The 20,873-nt window shown below is 71.7% G+C and carries 22 protein-coding genes and 1 pseudogene; 10 read left to right on the top strand and 13 right to left on the bottom strand.

Annotation, left to right across the window (positions count from 1 at the left end; genetic code table 11):
- Positions 1–104: 104 nt before the first annotated feature.
- Together EXE47_RS07180 and EXE47_RS07175 are read right to left on the bottom strand one after the other, a co-directional pair.
- Positions 105–1,019: a hypothetical protein gene (locus EXE47_RS07180; protein WP_049931606.1), complete on the bottom strand. Its 915-nt coding sequence runs from the start codon at positions 1,017–1,019 to the stop codon at positions 105–107.
- A 79-nt stretch (positions 1,020–1,098) separates the two neighbouring features.
- Positions 1,099–1,968, bottom strand: a complete 870-nt coding sequence (locus EXE47_RS07175; protein WP_049931605.1) for a CheF family chemotaxis protein — start codon at positions 1,966–1,968, stop codon at positions 1,099–1,101.
- Between the two features lie 264 nt (positions 1,969–2,232).
- Here EXE47_RS07175 and fer point away from each other — a divergent pair, with 264 nt between their 5' ends.
- From fer to EXE47_RS07160, 3 genes are all read left to right on the top strand, one after another.
- Entirely contained in the window at positions 2,233–2,622 is a 390-nt protein-coding gene (gene fer, locus EXE47_RS07170; protein ID WP_049931604.1) for a ferredoxin Fer, read from the top strand.
- A 215-nt stretch (positions 2,623–2,837) separates the two neighbouring features.
- The gene (locus EXE47_RS07165; RefSeq protein WP_089308146.1) at positions 2,838–3,233 is read left to right on the top strand and encodes an Htur_1727 family rSAM-partnered candidate RiPP; all 396 of its coding nucleotides are present in this window, start codon (positions 2,838–2,840) and stop codon (positions 3,231–3,233) included.
- Positions 3,230–4,465, top strand: coding sequence for a TIGR04347 family pseudo-SAM/SPASM protein (locus EXE47_RS07160; RefSeq protein ID WP_089308145.1), 1,236 nt, complete (start codon positions 3,230–3,232; stop codon positions 4,463–4,465). The genes EXE47_RS07165 and EXE47_RS07160 overlap by 4 nt, the downstream gene beginning before the upstream one ends.
- Before the next feature lie 21 nt (positions 4,466–4,486).
- Here the strand turns inward: EXE47_RS07160 and EXE47_RS18415 are convergent, their stop codons facing one another.
- Entirely contained in the window at positions 4,487–4,645 is a 159-nt protein-coding gene (locus tag EXE47_RS18415) for a hypothetical protein (protein WP_155120037.1), read from the bottom strand.
- A gap of 70 nt (positions 4,646–4,715) precedes the next feature.
- Positions 4,716–5,321 (bottom strand): helix-turn-helix domain-containing protein, encoded by a 606-nt coding sequence (locus EXE47_RS07155; RefSeq protein ID WP_089308144.1) that lies wholly within the window; start codon positions 5,319–5,321, stop codon positions 4,716–4,718.
- Between the two features lie 138 nt (positions 5,322–5,459).
- Here EXE47_RS07155 and EXE47_RS07150 point away from each other — a divergent pair, with 138 nt between their 5' ends.
- Positions 5,460–6,293: a geranylgeranylglycerol-phosphate geranylgeranyltransferase gene (locus EXE47_RS07150; protein WP_089308143.1), complete on the top strand. Its 834-nt coding sequence runs from the start codon at positions 5,460–5,462 to the stop codon at positions 6,291–6,293.
- A gap of 119 nt (positions 6,294–6,412) precedes the next feature.
- Here the strand turns inward: EXE47_RS07150 and yciH are convergent, their stop codons facing one another.
- The 5 genes from yciH to EXE47_RS07125 form a co-directional block, all read right to left on the bottom strand.
- Positions 6,413–6,706: a stress response translation initiation inhibitor YciH gene (gene yciH / locus EXE47_RS07145; protein ID WP_004596695.1), complete on the bottom strand. Its 294-nt coding sequence runs from the start codon at positions 6,704–6,706 to the stop codon at positions 6,413–6,415.
- A gap of 54 nt (positions 6,707–6,760) precedes the next feature.
- Positions 6,761–9,037: a transglutaminase domain-containing protein gene (locus EXE47_RS07140; protein WP_089308142.1), complete on the bottom strand. Its 2,277-nt coding sequence runs from the start codon at positions 9,035–9,037 to the stop codon at positions 6,761–6,763.
- Positions 9,034–10,176 carry a DUF58 domain-containing protein gene (locus tag EXE47_RS07135; RefSeq protein WP_089308141.1) on the bottom strand — a complete coding sequence of 381 codons (1,143 nt, stop codon included), beginning with the start codon at positions 10,174–10,176 and terminating at the stop codon, positions 9,034–9,036. The genes EXE47_RS07140 and EXE47_RS07135 overlap by 4 nt, the downstream gene beginning before the upstream one ends.
- Before the next feature lie 27 nt (positions 10,177–10,203).
- On the bottom strand, positions 10,204–11,244 hold the full coding sequence (locus tag EXE47_RS07130; protein WP_137708102.1) for a MoxR family ATPase: 1,041 nt from the start codon (positions 11,242–11,244) through the stop codon (positions 10,204–10,206).
- 215 nt (positions 11,245–11,459) lie between these two features.
- On the bottom strand, positions 11,460–12,827 hold the full coding sequence (locus EXE47_RS07125; RefSeq protein WP_089308139.1) for a dihydroorotase: 1,368 nt from the start codon (positions 12,825–12,827) through the stop codon (positions 11,460–11,462).
- Between the two features lie 127 nt (positions 12,828–12,954).
- Between EXE47_RS07125 and EXE47_RS07120 the strand changes: the two genes are divergently transcribed.
- The 3 genes from EXE47_RS07120 to serS all read left to right on the top strand — a co-directional run bounded on the left by EXE47_RS07120 (position 12,955) and on the right by serS (position 15,265).
- Complete coding sequence (locus EXE47_RS07120; protein ID WP_089308138.1) at positions 12,955–13,476, top strand: hypothetical protein; 522 nt, start codon at positions 12,955–12,957, stop codon at positions 13,474–13,476.
- Between the two features lie 87 nt (positions 13,477–13,563).
- Positions 13,564–13,803, top strand: a complete 240-nt coding sequence (locus tag EXE47_RS07115) for a hypothetical protein (protein ID WP_049931593.1) — start codon at positions 13,564–13,566, stop codon at positions 13,801–13,803.
- A 91-nt stretch (positions 13,804–13,894) separates the two neighbouring features.
- Positions 13,895–15,265 (top strand): serine--tRNA ligase, encoded by a 1,371-nt coding sequence (gene serS, locus EXE47_RS07110; RefSeq protein ID WP_089308137.1) that lies wholly within the window; start codon positions 13,895–13,897, stop codon positions 15,263–15,265.
- A gap of 27 nt (positions 15,266–15,292) precedes the next feature.
- Here the strand turns inward: serS and EXE47_RS07105 are convergent, their stop codons facing one another.
- On the bottom strand, positions 15,293–15,895 hold the full coding sequence (locus tag EXE47_RS07105) for a hypothetical protein (protein WP_086215414.1): 603 nt from the start codon (positions 15,893–15,895) through the stop codon (positions 15,293–15,295).
- A 130-nt stretch (positions 15,896–16,025) separates the two neighbouring features.
- Between EXE47_RS07105 and EXE47_RS07100 the strand changes: the two genes are divergently transcribed.
- Positions 16,026–16,517, top strand: a complete 492-nt coding sequence (locus tag EXE47_RS07100) for a hypothetical protein (RefSeq protein WP_089308136.1) — start codon at positions 16,026–16,028, stop codon at positions 16,515–16,517.
- Between the two features lie 17 nt (positions 16,518–16,534).
- On the opposite strand, the pseudogene EXE47_RS07095 reads toward EXE47_RS07100, so the two are convergent.
- Positions 16,535–17,069 (bottom strand): annotated as a pseudogene (locus EXE47_RS07095) (P-loop NTPase); the annotation flags it as partial.
- Positions 17,070–17,081: 12 nt separating this feature from the next.
- Here EXE47_RS07095 and EXE47_RS07090 point away from each other — a divergent pair.
- Positions 17,082–17,249 (top strand): helix-turn-helix domain-containing protein, encoded by a 168-nt coding sequence (locus tag EXE47_RS07090; RefSeq protein WP_394334811.1) that lies wholly within the window; start codon positions 17,082–17,084, stop codon positions 17,247–17,249.
- Between the two features lie 96 nt (positions 17,250–17,345).
- Here the strand turns inward: EXE47_RS07090 and endA are convergent, their stop codons facing one another.
- Both endA and EXE47_RS07080 read right to left on the bottom strand, forming a co-directional pair.
- Positions 17,346–18,509 carry a tRNA-intron lyase gene (gene endA / locus EXE47_RS07085; RefSeq protein ID WP_089308135.1) on the bottom strand — a complete coding sequence of 388 codons (1,164 nt, stop codon included), beginning with the start codon at positions 18,507–18,509 and terminating at the stop codon, positions 17,346–17,348.
- Between the two features lie 55 nt (positions 18,510–18,564).
- Positions 18,565–20,232 (bottom strand): HTTM domain-containing protein, encoded by a 1,668-nt coding sequence (locus EXE47_RS07080; protein WP_089308399.1) that lies wholly within the window; start codon positions 20,230–20,232, stop codon positions 18,565–18,567.
- Positions 20,233–20,446: 214 nt separating this feature from the next.
- On the opposite strand from EXE47_RS07080, the gene EXE47_RS07075 reads away from it, so the two are divergent.
- Entirely contained in the window at positions 20,447–20,863 is a 417-nt protein-coding gene (locus tag EXE47_RS07075) for a thiol-disulfide oxidoreductase DCC family protein (RefSeq protein WP_086215411.1), read from the top strand.
- Positions 20,864–20,873: the final 10 nt, after the last annotated feature.

Here is a 20,873-nt window from a genome sequence, read left to right as displayed (position 1 = left end):
CGCACGAACGGTAAAAGGCGAGCGGGCGGGTCAGCGAGCGGAATCGGAAACGGTCGAGAGCGGGATCAGCGCGCGAGCGTAAAAGTGACGACCGCCGTGACGCGTCAGCGCCCGCCGTCGGTCATCGCGACCGGTTCGTCCGCGTCGGCGTCGGCCGGCTCCGCGGCGGACTCGCCGCGCGACGCGGGATCGACCGCGGTGTCCGTGACGCCGAACTGCGTCCAGAAGGTCGCGACGACGACCGCGTACGCGACCAGGTCGTAGTGGACCGCGCCCTCCAGCCCGGTGAACGCGGTGAGCGTGCTGTAGCCGTAGAGGGCGGCGACCCCCCCGACGAACGCGACCTCGTTGGTGAACTCACCGTCGCGCACCGCCGCGGCCGCGCGACGGATCGTCGGGCCGCAGGCGACGAGGAACGCGAGCCCCGAGAGCGCGCCGAGGTTGATGAAGAAGTGCGTCGTCATCTGCGAGTCGAGGATCGACTGAAGGTACTGGACGGTCACCGGGTCGTAGAACAGCCACTCGACCCGGGTCGGGTACAGCACCGCGATGTACGGCGTCGCGACCATCAGGCCGAACAGGGTCGCGACCGCGACGCGCGCCGACGCGAACTGCGAGGCGCGCCGGGACTCGAACGCCTCGTCGCCGGGCGCGACGACGAGGCCGCAGGATTCGAGCTCCCCGCGGAGCGCGTCCCGCGAGAGCGACGGGTCGTGGTGGACGCCGACGGTCCCGTTGCGCCGCGTTGCCGAGGCGGCGCTGACGCCGTCGACGTCGCGCAGGACCGTCTCCAGTAACCCCTCGCGGCGGTCGGTCTCGATCCCCTCGACAGAGAACGTGTCGTGGGTGTGGCTCTCCGGCACGCGGGCGACTCGCGGCCCCGAACCGCCGGCGTCGCCCGGACACGTCGAGTCCCCGGTCGGATCGGGCTTCCCCGCCCCGTCGGGCGCGTCGAGTCCCCGTTCGCGGACCACGGCGTCGAGCGGCGACTCGCCGCCGGGGTGGTTGCTGTCTCGCATGAGAGATATCTACGGGTACACGACTATGAAACTTCCCCCGAGCGCGCGCCGCGTCCGGCCCAAACTCCGCGTGCGGCGCTCAGGCGTTGACGGATTCGAGGTACGAGCTCACGATCATCTGTCCCTTGCGGGTGAGCGTGGTCCCGCTGTCGCCGTCGGCGACGAGGTCCTCCTCTCGGAGCGTGTCGAGGATCATCGACGTCTGGGCGACGTCTCCGGTGACGACGTCCGCGATGTTCGCCTCGCCGCCCGCGGAGTAGATAGAGACGAGGATCTCCAGCTGCTCTTCGGTCGGGTCGAAGGACTCCAAGTCCTCCATCGCCTCGTCGTACTCGATCTTGATGTACCGGCCGAGGATGTTGAGCGCGCGCTCGTTCGGCACGGTCGTGATCGACGTGACCGTCTGGTCGTCGACGACGTGTTCGAAGACGAGCGCGGGGCGCTTCTTCCCGCCGAGGGTGCGGTCCGTCCGCTCGTAGTCGATCACCGAAGAGAGGTCGACCGTGAACGGGTCCGGACAGTTGTTGAACCGTATCTCGCCCGGCGACACCGACACCGAGGCGCGGTGGTCGGTCGCGTCCGTGACGCGGCCGCCGACCTTCGCTGGGTGTCGCACCGTCACGGTGACGTTCCGCAACAGGGACGTGAACAGCAGCCTGACGAACTTGTCCATGTCGTCGGGTTCGCCTTCCACGAGCGCCGAGCGCCGCGACCCGTCGCGCTCGTACGCGACGGTGACGCTGTCGTTGAAGAACGAGCGCAGGTCGCCGGGGACGCTCCCGACGACGACGTCGAACACCCGCGAGAGGGGGATCGTCTCCTTGCCGTCGTCGGTCGCGAGGACCAGCCGTCGCTGGCTCAACAGGACGCGACCGGTCGCCGGCTCGTCGGCGGACAGGCTCGCCGCGTGAACGCGGCCCACGAAGTCGGCGACGACGGACTCCTCCATCGGTACGTCCTGCGCGTCGTACGCTATTTATTGTTACTCACCTCGTATCAGTCGCGATAACGCGCAGTCACGCGATCGGACGGAGGTCGCCGGCGGTGAGGAACCCGGCCGATCGACGACGCCCCGATCCCCGGACGAGGCGACGGAACGTGCCGAACTCGTTCGGCCGCGGAAGCGAACTCGTTCGGTCGTCGGGCTCTCGTCTCGGCGGCGGCGGACGGGGAACAGCAAAGCCTAATGAGGTGGGCACCAAACCGTCAGGTGATGCCCACAGTAGAATACCTCAACTACGAAGTGCTCGACGACCACGGCTGGTCGATGGACGACGATAATCTCTTCGAGGAGGCCGCAGACGCCGGCCTCGACGAAGAGGACTACGGCACCCTCGAAGTGAACCAGGGCGAATACATCCTCGAATCGGCCGAGGCGCAGGGCTACGACTGGCCCTTCTCGTGCCGCGCCGGCGCGTGCGCGAACTGCGCGTCCATCGTCAAGGAAGGTGACATCGAGATGGACATGCAGCAGATCCTCTCCGACGAGGAGGTCGAGGAGAAGAACGTCCGGCTCACCTGTATCGGGAGCCCGGCCACCGACGAGGTCAAGATCGTCTACAACGCGAAACACCTCGACTACCTGCAGAACCGCGTCATCTGATCGGGTTTCTCCTTCGGTAACGGCCGCTCTCACACGGGATCGCGGCGTACGCGGTCCTCGATCCTCTCGGAGCCGGGAGCGGCAGGTCTGCCGCCGTCGCTCGACTCGGACGGCGACCCCTCCGCGTTACCGTCTCGCCCGAACCCGTTCGGTCGAATTTCGCGGCCGTGGGAACGCGCGAAACCCCGTTCGGGGAACCGTCCGTACGGTGGGGTATGGTCGAGAAGCCGGACCGAAGCGAGGGCGCGAACGGGCCGCGGTCGGCCGACGGTCGCCGCTTCGAGGTGTTCGTCCGCGAGGCGGAGTCGGACCCGCTCCGCCACGTCGGAACCGTCGCCGCCCCGACGCCGGACGCCGCCCACGAGGAGGCGAGCAAGCTCTTCGCGTGGTACGCCCGCGACGTGTGGGTGTGCCCGGCCGCAGAGGTTTCCCGGTTTTCCGCCGGGTCGCTCGCGGACGACGGGACGGAGGCCGGAGAGAGCGACGATGGCGACGGGGACGCCGACGAACCGCGCGTTTACGAGGAGACGGAGGGGACGCCGACCGTCTCCTGCGGCGGCGCGCCCCCGGCCGACGCGGTCGACGCCGACGACGCGGGGGACCAGCGATGATATCCGTCAGCAAGCTGCTCTGCGGGCTCGACGCCGAGAGCGACGGGCTCCGCTACGACGCGGCCGACGGCTCGAAGAAGCCGCAGATCACCGAGGAGGTACAGCAGCGTCCGGTCGTCGTCTGGAACACCACGAAGCGGTGTAACCTCTACTGCGAGCACTGCTACGCCGGCGCCGACGAGGCGGGCGCGCCGAACGAGCTCTCCACCGCGGAGGGGAAGGCGCTCGTCGACGACCTCGCCGAGTTCGGCGTCCCGGTCCTCCTCTTCTCCGGCGGCGAGCCCCTCGTCCGCGAGGACCTCACCGAGCTGGTCGCGTACGCCGACAACAGCGGAATCCGGCCGGTGCTCTCGACGAACGGCACGCTCTTCACCCGGGAGCGCGCCCGCGAACTGAAGGAGGCCGGCCTCAAGTACGCCGGCGTCTCGGTCGACGGACTCCCCGAGCGCAACGACCGCATCCGGGGCGAGGAGGGCGCGTTCGACGCCGCCGTGCGCGGGATCGAGGCCTGCCTCGACGTGGGGCTCAAGACCGGACTGCGGTACACGATCACCGAGCACAACGTCGACGACCTCGCGGGCGTCGTCGACCTGCTCGCCGACGTGGGCGTCGACCGCTTCTGCTTCTACCACCTCGATTACGGCGGCCGCGGCGCCGACATCTCCGACGTCGACCTCTCCCCGGAGGCCACTCGGAAGGCGGTCACCGACCTCTGTGACCTCACCCGCGAGTACCACGACCGAGGCGAGGAGATAGAGACCCTGCTCGTCGGCAACTACGCCGATGCGGGCCACCTGGTCGAGTACGCCGACCGCGAGATGGGGGAGGATCGCGCCCGGCTCATCTACCGGTACCTCGAACGCAACGGGGGCGACCCGACCGGCGAGCGCGTCGCCGACGTCGACCCCGTCGGCAACGTCCACCTGACGCAGTTCTGGCAGGGGTACTCGCCCGGGAACGTCCGTGACCGCTCGTTCGGCGCGATCTGGTCCGACGAGTCGAACCCGCTCCTCTCCGGGCTCCGCGAGCGGGAGGAACACCTCTCCGGGCGGTGCGCCGACTGCGCGTACCAGTCGATCTGTCGCGGCGGCTCGCGGCTCCGGGCGCTCTCCGCGCACGGCGACCCGTTCGCGCCCGACCCGAAGTGCTACCTCACGGAGTCGGAGCGCGCCGGCGAGGAGGCCCTCGCACGGATCGACGGCCCCGACCGGTCCGCGCCCGCGGACGACTGAGTCGCCGTCCGGCGGCGGGCCTCACTCCGGGCCGCCGTCCGACTCGATCCCCGTGCCGTACTTCGTCGAGAACCGCTCCGCGGGCACCTCGCCGCGCGCGACGCCGATGGCGTCGCGCACGAGTTCGACGGTGGCGTCGTCTCGGGCCGGTTCGGGAACCGGCGGCTCGTCGTCGGTCATACCCGGCCCGACGCGTCGACGCCACCTCCGCGTCCCGCTTCACGTGTGTATCCCTTCAAGAGGACCGCGCTCACCCTTCGACGCCGTCGAAGACGTCGGTCACCAGCTTCGCCTGCGCGGTGCGGAGCCGCTGTGAGAGCGCCGACTTGCTGATCCCGAGCTCGTCCGCGAGGTCGCTCAGGCGCACGTCGCGGTCGTCGTCGAAGTAGCCGCGGACGACCGCGAGTTCGAGGCCGCGGCGCTGTTTCGGCGTCAGCGCGGAGAGGTCGAAGGTGACCTGCTCGGTCGCGTCGGGGCCCTCCACGACCGCGAGCCGGACGAGCCGCACCCGGTCGACGACCTCGCGGAGCTCCTCGACCAGTCGGCGGACGGCGTCGCGGTCGTCGACGTACGCGGTCACGAGGATCGTCCCGTCCTCGACGCGCCGGAAGTGCGGGGCGTAGCCGAGCCGGGAGAAGGCGTGACAGAGGCAATCCTCGCCCACTTCGCCTGTCCCACGGCGCACGTCGCCGTCGGGCGTCGTCACGTCGACGACGCACTCCTCGCCGACGGCGTTGACAGCCACCCCGGCGGCCTCGGTGGCTTCGGTGACGATCGGACACCCGCTGTCGTCGACGAGGTCGACGTCGAGGTCGACCCGCAGGCGGCGGTCCCCGCTGACGGCGGCGTCGGACATGACAGCCGGTACGGGCAGCGCCGGTTTTACTTTTCGGCGGATTCCCGCGGACCGGTTGGACGACCCGAGCCGGGCCGGCGGCGCAGCGCGACCGATCCCGCACCGTTTATTCCTCGCGGGCGGGAGTAGGCGGACGACGTGCGAGACGCGCTCCGCGGTATCGTCGAGCTCGCGCGCCTCGGCAACTGCGTCGCCGCCGGGGGGCTCACGGCCACCGGCGCGTTCGTCGCGGGCGCGGGCGGCGCCGTCCTCCCGACCGCGCTGGCGGCCGCGACGACCGTCTTCGCGGTCGCCGCGGGCAACGCGATCAACGACTACTTCGACCGCGAGATCGACGCCGTCAACAGCCCCGGCCGGCCGATCCCCCGCGGCGCCGTCTCGCCGCGGACCGCGCTGGCGACCGCCGCGCTCTGGTTCGCGGTCGCGGTCGCGTTCGCGGTCCGACTCCCGACCCTCGCGATCGGCATCGCCGCGGTGAACCTCGTCGCGCTCGTCACCTACACGAGCGTCTTCAAGGGTACGCCCGGGCTCGGCAACGCTCTGGTCGCCTACCTCGTCGGCTCGACGTTCCTGTTCGGCGGCGCCGCGGTCGGGAACCCGCGCGCGGTCCTTGTCCTCGCCGCGCTCGCCGGTCTCTCGACGTTCACCCGCGAGGTGATCAAAGACGTCGAGGACGTGGCGGGCGACCGCGAGGAGGGGCTCGCGACGCTCCCCATCGCGGTCGGCGAGCGCCGCGCGCTGTGGATCGGCGCGGCCGCGCTCGGCGTTGCCGTGACCGTCAGCCCGCTACCGTACCTCTCCGGGACGCTCGGCGCGGCGTACCTCGCGGTCGTTGCGGTCGCCGACGCGGTCATGCTGTACGCCGCCTACGAGGGCTTCGCCGACCCGGCCGCCGCGCAGCGCCGATTTAAGTACGGAACCTTCCTCGCGGCGGTGGCGTTCGTCGTCGGCCGCGCCGCGGTAGTCGCCTGAGACGGTCCGTTCCGGCCGCGTGAGTCGACGGTGCCGTCGCTCCCGGACGCGACTCATGGTAAAAACGAGAGCCGACTGCGGTTCGAACCGACGCTCGACGGCGGACGGTCAGGTGACGGTCACGCGACGTTGAAGCCCTTGTCGCGGAGGAAGTCCTCCACGCGACCCGAGTGGTTCCCCTGGAGTTCGATGGCGCCGTCTTCGACGGTGCCCCCGCAGGCGAACTTCGACTTGAGATCCGACGAGAGGGAACTCAGGTCCACGTCCTTCGGGTCGAATCCTTCGATGACCGTTACCTCCTTACCGTACCTGCGCTCGTCGATGCGGATGCTGATCTGCTGGGACTCTTTCGCGACGTCCTCGCAGACGCAGAGTTCCTGGGGCAGTCCGCACGTCGAGCAGACTTCCGACATTACAGCCTGAGTCTACAGGATGCCCATATTAAATAGTGTCGGGAAGCCCCCCGTTCAGCGGACGAACCGCCCGACGAGCGGCAGCCGTTCGAGCGCGAGCCGGCGCACGGCCCGCCGGGCCTCGTCGGCCTCGGCGCGCGTCACCGACCCGGCGTACGCGGCGCGCTCGTACGCGGCGGCGACGGTCTCGACGCGCTCGTCCGCGCCGAGCGTCCGGACCGCGTCGACGTAGCTCCGCGGCGTCTCCCCCGGGCGCCGCTCGCGGTAGCGCCCGGCCAACAGCCGTTCGAGGTCCCCGAACGCGCGCTCGGCGTCCGCCCTCGGATCGCGCCGCCGCCGCGGGAGCGCCGGACCGATCCGACGGTGAACTCGTCCCGCGAGCCCCGTCCGGCGGACCCCCGCGACGCCGAGCCCCGCGACGAGCAGCCAGTAGAGCGCGGTCTCCGGGTCGGGGAGCGACCCGAGCGGGCCGCCGTCGCTCCCGTCCGCCTCGGATCCCCTCGCCGACCGCGTGGCCGCCGCCGGAATGGTTCCGGTCCGGGTCCCGTCGAGCCGCGCGATGTCGGTGGGACCGACCGCGCCGCCGCCGCTCGCGTTCCCGACCGTCGAGTCGTTCGTCCCCCCGCTCGGCGCGTCGTCGGTCGTCTCCGCGTCGGTCTGGTTCGGTTCGGGGTCCGGCGTCCGGTCCGGGACGGACGCGTCCGTGTCGACGTTCTCCGCCCCGTCGGCGCGCGCCTCCGCGAGCCGGGTCGCCCGCGTCTCGTCGCGCGGCCCGGACGGGGTCGGGTCGAACGCCACCCAGCCGTGGTCCGGCACGTAGATCGACACCCACGCGTGGGCGTTCTGTCCCCGGACGACGTACTCGTCGTCGCCCACCCGCTGGCCCGGGGTGTAGCCGGTCTCGAAGCGCGTCGGGATCCCCTGCGACCGGAGCATCGCCGCCATCGTCGTCGCGAAGTACACGCAGTACCCGGCGTCCATCTCGAAGAGGAACGCGTCCGCCACGTCTCCCTCGGGCTCCTCGACGGTCAGCGTGTACTCGTACTCCGAGCGGAGGTACGCCTCGACCGCGGCCGCCTGTTCGTACGGCGACTCCGCGCCCGCGGCAGCGACGATCTCCTCTGTTCGGTCGCCGACCCGCCCGGGCGTGCTCTCGGGCAGCTGCGTGTACCGCTCCTCGATGGCCGTCGGGTAGTCGTCGCTGGCGTTCCGGAGCGCCGCGGGGTCTGCGTCGAGCACGCGGCTCCGGACGACCGCCCCGTCGCCCGGTTCGAGCGGCTCCGCGAGCCGGAGGCTCCCCCGCTCGTCGACCTCGACCGCGCCGCCGCCCAGAGCCGAGACCGGCTTCCACGGCGCCGGCAGCGCGGTCGACTCGGCCTCCGAGGTGATCCGCGTCTCGACGAGGTCGCTCGCGCCCGGCGGGCCCGACAGCGAGCCGTTGACCGCTGACCGCTCGCCGCTCCGCACCCACCCATCGCCGGTGTAGGTGTCGTACGCGCCGGTGTGCCAGTTCCGCTCGACCGGGCTCTCGATCGTGTACCGCACCTCCGGCGAGAGCCGCGTCGATCCGACGACGTCCAGCTCGTCGTCGCCGCTCAGGCTCGACTCTAACGTCGTCGTCCCGCGGTCGAGCCCCAGCGGGGCCGCCGCCCCCGCCGGGATCACGGTGACGGTCGCGCTCGCGACGACCATCGCGGCGACCACCACGGCGAACGTCCCCGCGTGGCCGCGGCGCCGGCTCGGCGTCGAGAGCGTCGCGAGGCCGACGGCGAGCGCCAGGCCGACGACCCCGGCGACCGCGGCTCCCGTCTCGGCGTCGCCGGTCAACACGAGGAAGCCGAGCGTCCCTCCCGCGACCGACGCGGCCGCGACGTGTCGCCCGCGCCCGGCGAAGTAGCCGACGAGGAACGTCGGCACCGGCGCCACCGCGAGCACCCAGACGTCCGCGAGCGCCAGCCGCAACACGGAGAGCCCGGTCGACAGCGCGAGGAGGTCCAAGGCGACGCTCCGCGCCGTGAACAGCGCTCGCCGGCTCTCGGGGATCGCGAGGACGTAGGCGGCGAGCCCCGCGGCGAGGAGGAGGCCGGCCAGCCACAGCGCGGTCCGCTCGCCGACGGCCCGCGCCAGCGCGACGCCGCCGAGGCCGGCGAGCGCGACGACGCCGGCGGTCCGTCCCGTCCCGCCGACGACGTTCGTTATTTGGAAGAACACGGCGAGGTACGCCGCGGTGACGACCGCGACGCCGACGACCGCCGGGTCGGCGAGCCGCCCGTCGCCGTCGGTCGGCTCGCCCGGTGAACGGGGTTCCCGGAGCGACGAACCGCGGCTCACGGCGACGCCACCTCCCCGGGGTCCGCCGCGCTCTCGGCTCGGCGCGGGCCGTGGGCTCCGGTCGGCGTGCCCTCCTCCTCGGCCTCGCGGCGCAGGTCCGCGAAGGAGACCGCCCGGTCGCCCGTGCGGAACCGGGCGCCGTCCGCCCCGGCGACGACCGTCACGTCGGCCTCGTCGTCGGCCACAGCTCCCGGGCTGGTCACCGCCGCCAGCTCCAGCACCTCTCGTCGACCGCGGCCGCCCGGTGCCGCCGAGACGCGACCGCCGGGGAGCCGCACGTCGACCGGGACCCCGTCGTCGAGCAGCGCCAGCGCGAGACTCACCGTCGCCCGGGCGAGCTCGTCGGCCGCGACCGCGCTCGCGGCCCGGTCGGTGTCGCCGTGGTCGATACCGGCAAACACCGGTCGTTCCTTCCCGCTGCCGACGTCTGTCCCGCCCGCGATCGTCACCCGGTTCCGCGCGGTCTCGGCCGCGAACTCCTTGACGACGATCTCGTCTCGCTTGGCGGTCGTCGCCCAGTGGACGTCGCGGACCGCGTCGCCACGGGTGTACTCGCGGAGCCGGTCGAACTCCTCCCGTTGCCGGCTCACGTCGACCGCGTCGGCCGCGTACAGCGCCCGCCGGAACCGCGTCGGTATCGGGTCGCGGGGCGGGTACACCGTCACGGCGTCGGTCTCGTCGACGACCAGTTCGCGCTCGAAGAGGCCGAACACGTCGGTCACGGTGAGGTCGATCGGTCCGAGGGTCCGCTCGCCGCGCTCGCGGTACGTCACGCGGTACGACACCGGCTCAGTGCCGACGGACGCTCGGATCGGCGCCGTCGGCCCGTCGAGCCCCTCGTCTACCCGGACAGACACGTCGGCGAGGAACGACGGGGAGGCGTCGCCGCCCCCGACCGCGTCGGGTCCGAACTCCAGGCGGACCTCCCGCGTCTCCCCGACGAATCCGTCGGCGGGCGCCACGTGGCGGACCGCGGGCACGTCGACCCGCAACACTTGGACGTAGCCGGCCGCGAGCGCGATGGCGACCGGGATCACGATCGCGTCTAAGGCGCGGCCGCCTGCTGCGAACGCGCTGGCGGCTGCGACGAGGCCGACGACGCCGGCGACGCGCCCTCGTCGGGTGAGCGCTGGCGTCATCGGCGCGAGGGGGGCGTCATGGGCGGGTCACTCCACGCGAATCCGGTCGAGCGCGTCGCTGACGACGTCCGCGCCGTCGGTCCCGCCCGACTCGGTCCGGACCCGATGCGAGAGCACCGTCGGCGCCTCGGTCTGAACGTCGTCCGGGATCACGTACCCGCGGCCGTCGAGCGCGGCGCGGGCCTGCGACGCGCGGATCAGCGCGAGGCTCCCGCGCGGGCTCGCCCCGAGCTTCGCGTTCCGCCGGGTGAACACCGCGAGCCGGGCCACGTACTCCCGGACCGCCTCCGAGGCCTCGACCTCGCCGACGACCCGGCGGGCCGCCCGCACGTCCGCGATCGTCGCGACCGGCTCGACCGAGTCGACCGGGTGGTCGCCGGTGAGCCGCCCGAGGATCGCGGCCTCCTCCTCGGTGTCCGGGTAGCCGAGCCGGATCTTCTTCGTGAACCGGTCGACCTCCGCGACCGGAAGCTCGTACGTCTGTCCCGGCTCCACGTCGTTCTGGGTCGCGATCACGCAGAACGGGTCCGGCAGCTCGCGGGTGGTCCCGCCGGTCGTCACCTGGTTCTCCTCCATCGCCTCCAAGAGCGCCGACTGCGTCTTCGGCGGGGCGCGGTTGATCTCGTCGCCCAGCACGACGTTCGCGAACACCGGACCGGGCTGGAAGTCGAACTCGTCGGTGCGGCGGTTGAACACGTTGACGCCGGTGACGTCGGAGGGAAGGAGGTCGGGGGTGAACTGGACGCGCTTGAACGAGCCGTCGATCGAGCGCGCGACCGACTTCGCGAGCGTCGTTTTCCCGACGCCCGGCACGTCCTCCACGAGCAGGTGGCCGCGCGCCAGCACGGTGACGAGGACGTGTTCGACCGCGCCTCGCTTGCCGACGATCACGTCCTCGACCTCCTCGACGATGCGGTCCGCGAGCGTGGCGACGTCCGCGGGGGTCTCCGGTCCGCTCCCCGCGCCGGCCCTGGTCGTCGCTCCCGCGGCCTCGGCGTCGCTCGATTCCGCGTCGGCCGACCCCGCGGGACCCGTCCCGACCGGCCCCGACTCTCCGGGGTCGGTCATGTCCGGCCGACCTCGTCCGGGTCGGGCTCCCGCCCCGAGGCGACCGTGCGAATGCTCCCCGTGGTCATCGATATACACCGGCTAAGGCGAGCAACGGCATATGCGTTCCGCCGCCCCCGATCCGTCGTCGCGGCCGATTTCGGCGTCTCGGCCGTCGATCGCCCGGACGCGCGGTTTCCGCACAGCGCTCCGCGATTCCCTTCGGTTCCCCGCGATTACGACTCCCTGACGTTCCGCCCGACGGGCTCGCCGAACGACGCCGCCCCCGTCGCCGGGTCGCGTTCGTAGACGACCTCGCCGCGGACGAGCGTCACCTCGGGGAAGACCCCGCGGAGCCCCTCGAATGGGGTCCACGCGGGGGCGCTGTGGAGCGCGGCGGCCTCGATCTCGCGGGGGTCGGCGATGTCGACGAGGACGAGGTCGGCGTCGCGCCCCGCCGCGACCCGCCCCTTCCGGTCGAGGCCGAATATCTCGGCCGGGTTCGCGGCGACCACGTTCCGGACGCGTTCGAGCGACAGTTCGCCCGTCCGCGCCGACTCCAGGAGCAGGGGGTACAGCGTCTCCACGCCCGGCACGCCGCTCGGCGCGTCGACGAGTCCCCGCCGCTTCTCCTCGACCGTGTGAGGCGCGTGGTCGGTCGCGACCACGTCGACGTCGCCCGCGGCGAGGCGGGCGAACAGCGCCTCGCGGCGCTCCTCGGACCGTAGCGGCGGGTTCATCCGCCCGAACGTGCCGAGCGACCGCGCCCGCTCGCGGGAGAGGTAGAGGTGGTGCGGCGTCACCTCGCAGGTGACGCGTGCGGCGTCGGTACTAGCGTCGCCGTCGCCCTCTCCCGACTCGCTTTCGCGGGCCTCGACGACGGCGTCGACCGCCTCCGGCGTCGAGGTGTGCGCGACGTGGAGCTGGGCGTCGCGCTCCGCGGCCGTCGCGAGCGCGCGCTCGACCGCGGCGACCTCGGCGTCGGCCGTCCGATAGGCGGACCACGCGTTGGCGGTCGCGGCCGTGCCGACCCCGCCGAGGTCGCCGTTGAGCGCGCCGTCGTCGAACAGCGTCGCGTCCTCGGCGTGGACCGTGACCGGCACGTCGCGGGCGCTCGCCTCGTCGAGCGCGTCGGCGAACAGGTCGGCGTCGATCCCCATGTCGCCGGTCGAGTCCGCGAGGAACACCTCGCCGAGCGCGAAGAGGCGCCGATCGAACAGCTCCTCGGGGTCCCAGTCGGGGGTCACGCCGCCGTTGATCCCGTAGTCGACGAGCGAGTCGGCCGCGAGCGCGGACTTCTCGTCGAACGCCGCGCCGTCGACCGTCGGGGGCGAGGTGTTCGGCTGGTCGACGACGGTCGTGACCCCGCCGGCGGCCGCGCTCTCGGACCCGGAGGTCCACGTCTCCTTGTGCCCCCCGCCGGGCTCCCGGAAGTGGACGTGGACATCGACAGCGCCCGGCAGGAGGTGCCTCCCGCGGGCTTCGAGGACGCGCTCGCCGCCGTCGGCGCCGAGCCCCTCGGCGACCGCGTCGATCCGTCCGTCGTCGCCGATACGCACGTCTCGCACCCGGCCGTCGGCCAGCGTCGCGCCCGTGATGAGCATCGTTGTCGGCCGGTCGCGGCGAGCGGGATAAACGCTGGTGGTTCCGGGCGGCCGCCGGCCGACCGCGACGGCGACGCCTCGCAGGTCACCACAAGAGGTTTGCCGCCCGCGGCGGCTCGTCTCGCGCATGGTCTCGCCCGTCCCCGCTCCGTCGGTTCCGACCTCCCTCGCTCCCGCGGTCGTCGATTCGGTCGTCGGCTGGCTGTGGACGCTCGCGCTGCTGGGCTTCCCCGGGCTCGTCGCCGCGGGACTGTGCGCGCCGTTCCTCGCGGCGTCGCGCCTCCGGGCGCTGTTCGAGGCGCTTCCCCCGGCGGGGCGGGTCCTCCCCTCGTACCTTGCGGTCGCGGTCGGGCTCTCCGTCCCGTACCTCGTCGGGGTCGGCCTCACGGTGGCGCGCGCCGGCGAGGCGGGGCCCGCGTGGAGTTCGGGGTTCCTCTCAACGGCGCTTCTCGGCGGCGTCCTCGTCGGCCTCGTCGCCCCCGCGGCCGCGGTCGCCGGGCTGCCGCGGTTCGGGGTCGACTGGGACCCGACGGGATACGGCGTCGGGACGTGGCTCCTCCTCGGCGCCGCCGGCCTCTGGTACGCGGTCGTCGCCGCCGTGCCGCTCGCCGCGCTCGCCGTCGGGATGGCGTTACCGGGCGGGTACTGACGGCGACGCGCGAACCGGGCGCCCCGACTCCGCGGGACCTCCCGATTCCATAACACTTTGTTGCCTCGCGTCGAGACTCCCCCGCGCATGCTCCCCGCACCATTCCGGCTGTTCTTCGTTGCCGTCCCCCTCCTCGTTAGCGCCGGCGCGCTGGCGATGGCGGCGTTCCCGCGAAAGATGACGAGCTGGCAGACCCGCTCGCCAGACGGATCGACGGGGCGGATCGAACCGAGCGACACGCGGATCCTGATGATGCGCGTGATGGGCGTCGTCGTCGCCGCGCTCGCCCTCCTGATGGCGTTCGGTACGTTCTCGTTCATCCCCTGAGGCCCGCGGTTCCGCGCTCCGGCCCGAATCCTTGTCACGCGGTGACGACGCTCCGATACGGTTTTGGGTCGCCCCGCGGAACTCCCGACAAATGCTGTCTCGACAGTTCGTCCGGGAGAACCCCGAGGTCGTCCGCGAGGCGCTCGACAACAAGGGCGTCGACGTCGACCTCGACCGGATACTCGACGTCGACGAGGAGTGGCGAAAGCTGAAACAGCGCGGCGACGACCTGCGCCACGAGCGCAACGAGGTCTCCTCGACGATCGGCGAGCTGAAAGCCGCCGGCGAGGAGGAGGCGGCCCAGGAGGCGATCGAGCGCTCCCAGGAGCTCAAGTCGGAGCTCCAGGAGGTCGAGGCGCGCGCCGACGAACTGGAGCGCGAACTGGAGGCGTCGCTGCTCGAACTGCCCCAGATCCCCCAAGACTCCGTGCCGGTCGGCGCGGACGAGTCGGAGAACGTCGAGGTGCGCCGCGAGGGGTTCGACGACCACCGCGAGGTCCCCGCCGACGTGGAGCCGCACTACGACCTCGGTGAGGACCTCGAGATCCTCGACTTCGAGCGCGGCGCGAAGGTCGCCGGCGGCGGGTTCTACGTCGCGAAGGGCGACGGCGCGCGCCTCGAACACGCCCTGATCCAGTTCATGCTCGACGTCCACCGCGAGCAGGGGTACGAGGACGTGTTCCCGCCGATCCCCGTCAACTCCGAGTCGATGCGCGGCACCGGGCAACTCCCGAAGTTCACCGAGGACGCCTACCGCGTCGAAGGGTCGAACGAGGACGACTACGACGACGACGACCTCTGGCTGCTCCCGACCGCGGAGGTGCCGGTCACGAACCTCCACCGCGACGAGATCCTCCTCGGCGAGGACCTCCCGCTGAAGTACCAGGCGTACACGCCCAACTTCCGACAGGAGGCGGGCGAACACGGCACCGAGACGCGCGGTATCGTCCGCGTCCACCAGTTCAACAAGGTGGAGATGGTGAACTTCGTCCGGCCCGAGGAGAGCGACGAGCGCTTCGAGGGGCTCGTCGACGAGGCCGAGGAGGTGCTCCGCCGCCTGGAACTGCCCTACCGCATCCTCGAGATGTGTACCGGCGACCTCGGGTTCACGCAGGCGAAAAAGTACGACGTCGAGGTGTGGGCACCCGCGGACGACATGGACGAGGGCCCGGAGCAGGGAGGCCGCTGGCTGGAGGTCTCCTCGGTCTCCAACTTCGAGGATTTTCAGGCGCGCCGCGCTGGGATCCAGTACCGCGAGGAGCACCACGAGTCGGCGGAGTACCTCCACACCCTGAACGGCTCGGGGCTCGCGGTCCCGCGGATTGTCGTCGCGATCCTAGAGTACTACCAGAACGACGACGGCACCGTCACCGTCCCGGAGGCGCTCCGCCCGTACATGGGCGGCACCGAGGTCATCGACGGTCACGACGCGGTCGGCGAGTCGAAGCTGGGCGGGGAGTAGCCGGCGCCGTCCCCTCGGTCGCGGCCGCTACTTGTTCTCTAGGGCGTCGAGGATACACGCGGCGGCGATCACCGCCTCCTTCGGCACGCCGCTCGCGTCGTCGATGGTGACCGTGTAGGCGTCGCGCATCGAGAACTGCCCCGCGATGTCGCCGACGTGGCCGCCGTCGGCGTCGAATATCTCGTACTTGTTCGGGATCAGGTTCGCGGGGCCGACGAGGTGCCGGAGCGCGGACAGCACCTTGTTTTTCGACCGGATCGTCGCCAGCGCCTCGCCGGTGTCGGGGTCGCGAATCGTCCAGTTCTCGACGAGAAGCGAGAGGTCCTCGTCCAAGACGACGACCTCCTCGCCGGTGCCCGCGTCGGTGATCGCGTAGTTGCCCGCGACGTCCATGATGCCGCCGGCCTTCACCGAGAAGGCGTCCTCGCCGTCGGCCGTGACGAACGGGAACTCCTCTTTCAGCTTGAACATCTTCTGTTTCCCGCGCAGGACGACATCGCCGGCGCTGTCGGTGACGGCGTACTTGTTGCGGACCAGCGACTGCGTGACCTCGTATCGGTCGTCGCTGAGGTCCACCGTTGAGATGTCGTACGCGCTCGACTCGGCGGGGAACGTGGAGGGGTCGACCATGGGTGTCGACGCGCGTCACCGCCGGAAAAAGCTTCCTGCTCTCTCCGCGGCGCCCGCGGCCGGTCGGTAGCTCAAGCGATCGTCGTAGCCTCCGAGACCCCCTTTGAAACGGCGCACCGTCGTGACGGTAATGTCTCGACTCGCCCTCGTCGCGGTCGCGTGTCTCGTCGTCCTCGCCGGCTGCCTGTCGGGCGGCGCTCCGGGCTGCCCCGCGATAGGACCGGACGGCGAACGGGTCGACGATCCGGTGTGTCCCGACCAGCGGACGGGCGGGCTCTCGCTGTCCCTCGATCGGGACGGGGAGACCGTCCGCGTCGTCGCCACGAACGTGGGCGACGAGCCGGTCCCGATCAATCCGGACCGGTGGGTCGTCTTCCGGAACGCCGCCGACTCGGGGGCGCCCGAGTGGCGGGCGGCGGCGAACGCGCCGGCGGGAACGTACAATCTGACCGTGATCGAACTGGCCCCCGACGAGACGCGGACGTGGACGCTCCGCTACGACCCGACCGCGTCGGACGCGTCCGACCGGCGCGACGCGGTGCTCGACCGGCCGGGCGAGTACGTCTTCTCGCTCGGGTCGAACAACAGGACCTACGTGATCCCCTTCGAGATCGAGGCGTGAACGGCGGCGCGCGCCGCTCAGACCGCCTCCTCGCTCTTCCGCTGTCGGTGGTGACGCCGGAGGACGCCGACCTTGTTCGCGACCGCGGCCGCCAGGTCCCGGAACGCCGCCGCGGCCTCGCCGTCGCCGTCGGAGACGATCGGCTCACCGTCGTCGCCTCCCGCGCGGACGGCCGGGTCCAGCGGCAGCGATTTGAGGTACGGGACGTCGACCGACTCGGCGAGCGTCCGCCCCCCCGTCCTCGCCGAATATCTCGTGTCTGTCCCCGCAGCTCGGGCAGACGAACCCGCTCATGTTCTCGACGACGCCCAACACGTTCGTCCGGTACTCCCCGAACATCTGAACGCCTCGACGGGTGTCGCCCACGGCGACGGACTGCGGCGTCGTGACGACGACCGTCCCCGTCACGGGGAGGTTCTGAAGCACCGTCAACTGGACGTCGCCCGTCCCCGGCGGCAGGTCCACCACGAGGTAGTCGAGCTGCCCCCACGACACGTCCTCGAAGAGGTCGGTGAGCGTGTTCTGCGCGACCGGTCCGAGCTGACCGACCGGCAGCGCGAAGCGGTGCGCACCGCGCACTTCGCCGGGTTCTTCGAGTGGCCCCGCGAGCACACCGGAGAGGAGGTGGCGTCGATGATGGATATCTCGCAGACGACGTTCACGCAGCACCTCCGCGCGGCCGAAAACAAGCTGTTCGCCGCGCTGTTCGACGACACTGTGACGGTGTCGTGAACGGCCCGCGGAGCGGTGACCGGTCGGCCACGGGGCGGTGATCGGTCGGCCGCGAGACGGTCGGCTGCGGTATCCCTCAACTCCGGTGCCGGTCGGCTACGGCGTCAGTCGGTCGACCGAGACCCACTCCACGTCGGCGGCGCGGACCCAGTCCGCCGCGCGCGCGCCGCGTCCGCCGCCGACCGACGTCACCGCGAACACCATCTCCTTGCGGACGCCGCCGGCGAGCCGCACGTCGAGCGAGAGCTCGCGCGGCGAGAACCGGTGGTCGGCCTCGACGACGCGCACCAGGTGTTCGGAGTGGGGCAGGTCCTCGACCGTCTCCACGTCGAGGTACGTCCGGAAGTCGGCGCCGAACTTGAAGCCGGTCTTCGGCACCGCGTCGGCACCGCGGAGGCGCTCGTACACCGCGAGCCGGCGGTCGAAGCGGTCCCCCTCCACCTCGCGGCCGCGGGCAACGATCCGGGCGGCGTCGTCGCCGGCAACACCCCCCTCGTCTCCGACCGACGTGGACAGCGCCAGCCGGCCGTCCGCGACCAGCGACGCGGCCTCGACGAGGGAGAGCTGGAGCGCGCCCTCGACGTCTGCGGCCCGTCCGGTGAGCGGGCGGCCGTAGAAGCCGCGCTCGTACAGCCCCTCGGGGGCGTCCCAGACGACGACGCGGTCGGCGAGGAGGACGCCGCTCAGGTCGGCGGGGGGCTCGTAGTCGGTCGCGCCGTCGACCGCGCCGCCCTCGGCCGCGAAGTATGTGATGTCGGACTCCTCGTCGACGACCGCGAGGGTGCGGCCCGCGAGCCCCGCGGCCGCGACGGACTCCCGCTCGCCGACGACCCGAATGGGGTACTTGACCTTGCCCGTGTCGGGCGTCTCGCCGCGCTCGTAGGCGACGAAGTCGACCGCGTCTCCCGGCGCGTCGCTCCCCCCGGGCCACGGCTCGCGGGCGGGCGAGAGGTAGAAGCCGCGGTCGCGGAGGTCGGAGTAGACGAGGAACCGCACCGCGAAGCGGTCGGCGGCGGCCGCGCTCGCGACGAAGAAGCGCTCGAAGCCGACGGGGTCGCCGCCCGACACGCCCGCCGCGTCGCCCCCGAGTTCGATCCCGGAGAGGTCGCCGCGGAACAGGAGGTGGGCGGCCTCGACCCGCGAGAGCGCGATCTCGTTGCCGTCGAGCGGCCGCCCGTACCCCCGGGCGTCGTAGAAGCGCTGGCGGGCGTCCCCGCCCACGCGGACCGCGTCGCCCCGCAGGTGTCCCGTCGGTTGCATACCCGTCACGGCGGCCGGGCGAGGGAAGGGGGTTGCGGTCGGCGGTCGGGGCCGGTCACTCGTCTTGGATGAACTCGCCCGAGCAGTCGTACTCGATCAGCTCGAACCCGTTCGCGGCCACCACGCTCCCGTTGTAGGGGTCGGTCCGCTCGTACTGCTGGTGGATCGTGACGTTTTCCACGGCCGTCTCGCGGGTCCGGTTCCAGTCCTCACAGAGGTAGTTCGCGAGGTACGACCGGTGGTTCTCGTTGTCCGTCGACGCGACGTTGCCGAGGTACTTCCGCCAGCGCGCGCTCCGGTAGGTGGCCTCCGCGCGCGGCGGCCGGTCGAACTCCACGGGCGAGTCGCGCAACACGTCTCGCTCGGTCCCGTCGGCGAGGGTGCCGACCGTCACGAACCACCGGGTCGTGCGGGTGGGATCCGGTGCGAACATCCGCCAGTGTTGGTCCATCTCGACGGTTTCGAGGGCGTTTTCGGCCGGGTCTGGCGTCTCGGCGTAGCCGACTGCCTGGGCGCTCGAGAGGACGATCAGCACGAGGAAGACGTACGGCACGACCGTCGAGAGGAGCGGTCGTCCGCGTCCGACTCGCGCGCGGAGGCCGGCGAGGGCGCCGCTCGGCGTCGGTCGGGGTATCGACGCGTCGAGCGAGGCGAGCGCGTCTCCGACGGACTCGAGGCGCGCGCGCCACCGTTCGAGGGCCGCCGGCGGGCCGAACCGATCCACGGCGCGCTCCGCGGCGTCCCAGACCGGGGTCTGGAAGAACGGCACGAAGCCGACGACGACGACGATGGGGAAGAGGCCGATCGGCATCGTGACCGCCATGCCGAGGTGCATCCCGACGAACAGCGAGGCGATCGCGGCGCGCGGGATCCCCGTGAGCAGGATCAGCAGCGGGGAGGCGAACAGGAGCGCGATCCACAGGACCGTGAGACCGCGGAGCAGGCCGGTGAACTCGGCGAGGTGGTTCCCCAGCAGGTAGGTGAAGTGGTCCGCCTGCATGATGTACGCGACCGCCTCGCCGTCCATCCAGAGGTCGCTCCCGCGCTTGTGGATGCCGTTCGTCACGTACATCAACAGCACCTGTATCAGGACCGCCATCGTGGCGACGGTCGCCACGGCGGACCCGGACGGCCCGGCTGTCGCGGACTCATCGCCGTCGTCCGCCCCGGGATCTCTCTCGGAGCCGCCCGCGCCAGCGGCGGCGTCCGCGTCGGTCCCCGCGCCTGCCCGCCTGAGGGCGTCGACCGACCAGCGGGCGCCGAGCGGGAGGAAGACGCTCCAGAAGAGCAGCATGCGGAGCAGGCTGTCGCCCGAGTTCAACACCATCGGGTTCCGGGCGTGGAGCGAGAGCAGCAGCAGCCACGAGGCGAGCGCCGCGAGCCGCGTCCGATAGCCGGCGAGCAGCGCGAGGGCGAACGCGCCCGCGAGCGCGAACAGCAGGGCCACGGCCCACGGCTCACCGACGAGCGCGTGGACGGAGTACACCTCCCCGTAGTCGGCGAACAGCGCGCTCCGCGGGAGCACGCCGTCGTCCGTGTAGAAGGCGGACAGCGAGCGCGACCGCCGGATCAGGTCGGCGATCACCAGCGCACCGAGGCCGATCCGGAAGGCGGCGAGCGCGCGCAGGTCCACCGAACACCGCGCGGCGAGCGCCGCCGAAAGCCGTCGCACGACGGTCCGGAACCGCGATCGGGCGGTCGCGACGGAGGAACTTCGAGCCATGATGTCGGACTCCAACTTGTTGGAGAGGCCGAGGGACCTGTATAAGTTTTCCGTGCGCGGGACGGACCGCGTCCGCCTCGGCGCCCGCCGGGGTACCCGGCAACCGGTATCCCCCTTCTGCGCTCGCCGCAATCTTCCGCTCCGCCGCCACCGCAACCCCGGCTCCGGGTCCACCGCAATCCTGAACTGCGGCGGCGACATAGGTTCGCGAGTGATGGACGGGGATATCCCCGACGATGAGGCCGTCATCCTCTTCGACGGCGTCTGTAACCTCTGTAGCGGGTTCGTACAGTTCGTCGTCCCCCGCGACGCGGAGGGGAAGTACCGCTTCGCCTCGCTCCAGTCCGACGTGGGACAGGCGCTGCTGGCCGAACACGACCTTGCGAGCGACGACCTCGACTCGGTCGTCCTGATCGAGGACGGCGAGAGCTACGTGAAGTCGTCGGCGATCATCGAGATCGCGTCGGGGCTCGGCGGCCGCTACCGGCTGCTCTCGCCGTTCCGCTACGTCCCGAAGTCGGTTCGCGACCGAGTCTACGACTTCGTCGCCGACAACCGATACCGGTGGTTCGGGAAGAAGGACCGGTGTATGATGCCCACCGGCGACGTGGAGTCGCGGTTCATCGAGTGAGCGAGGCGTT

This window comes from Halorubrum sp. GN12_10-3_MGM (genome assembly GCF_005435235.1).
GTDB lineage: Archaea > Halobacteriota > Halobacteria > Halobacteriales > Haloferacaceae > Halorubrum > Halorubrum ezzemoulense.
The sequence above is the reverse complement of the archived record's forward strand: the minus strand, read 5'-3'. Positions and strand labels throughout refer to the sequence as shown.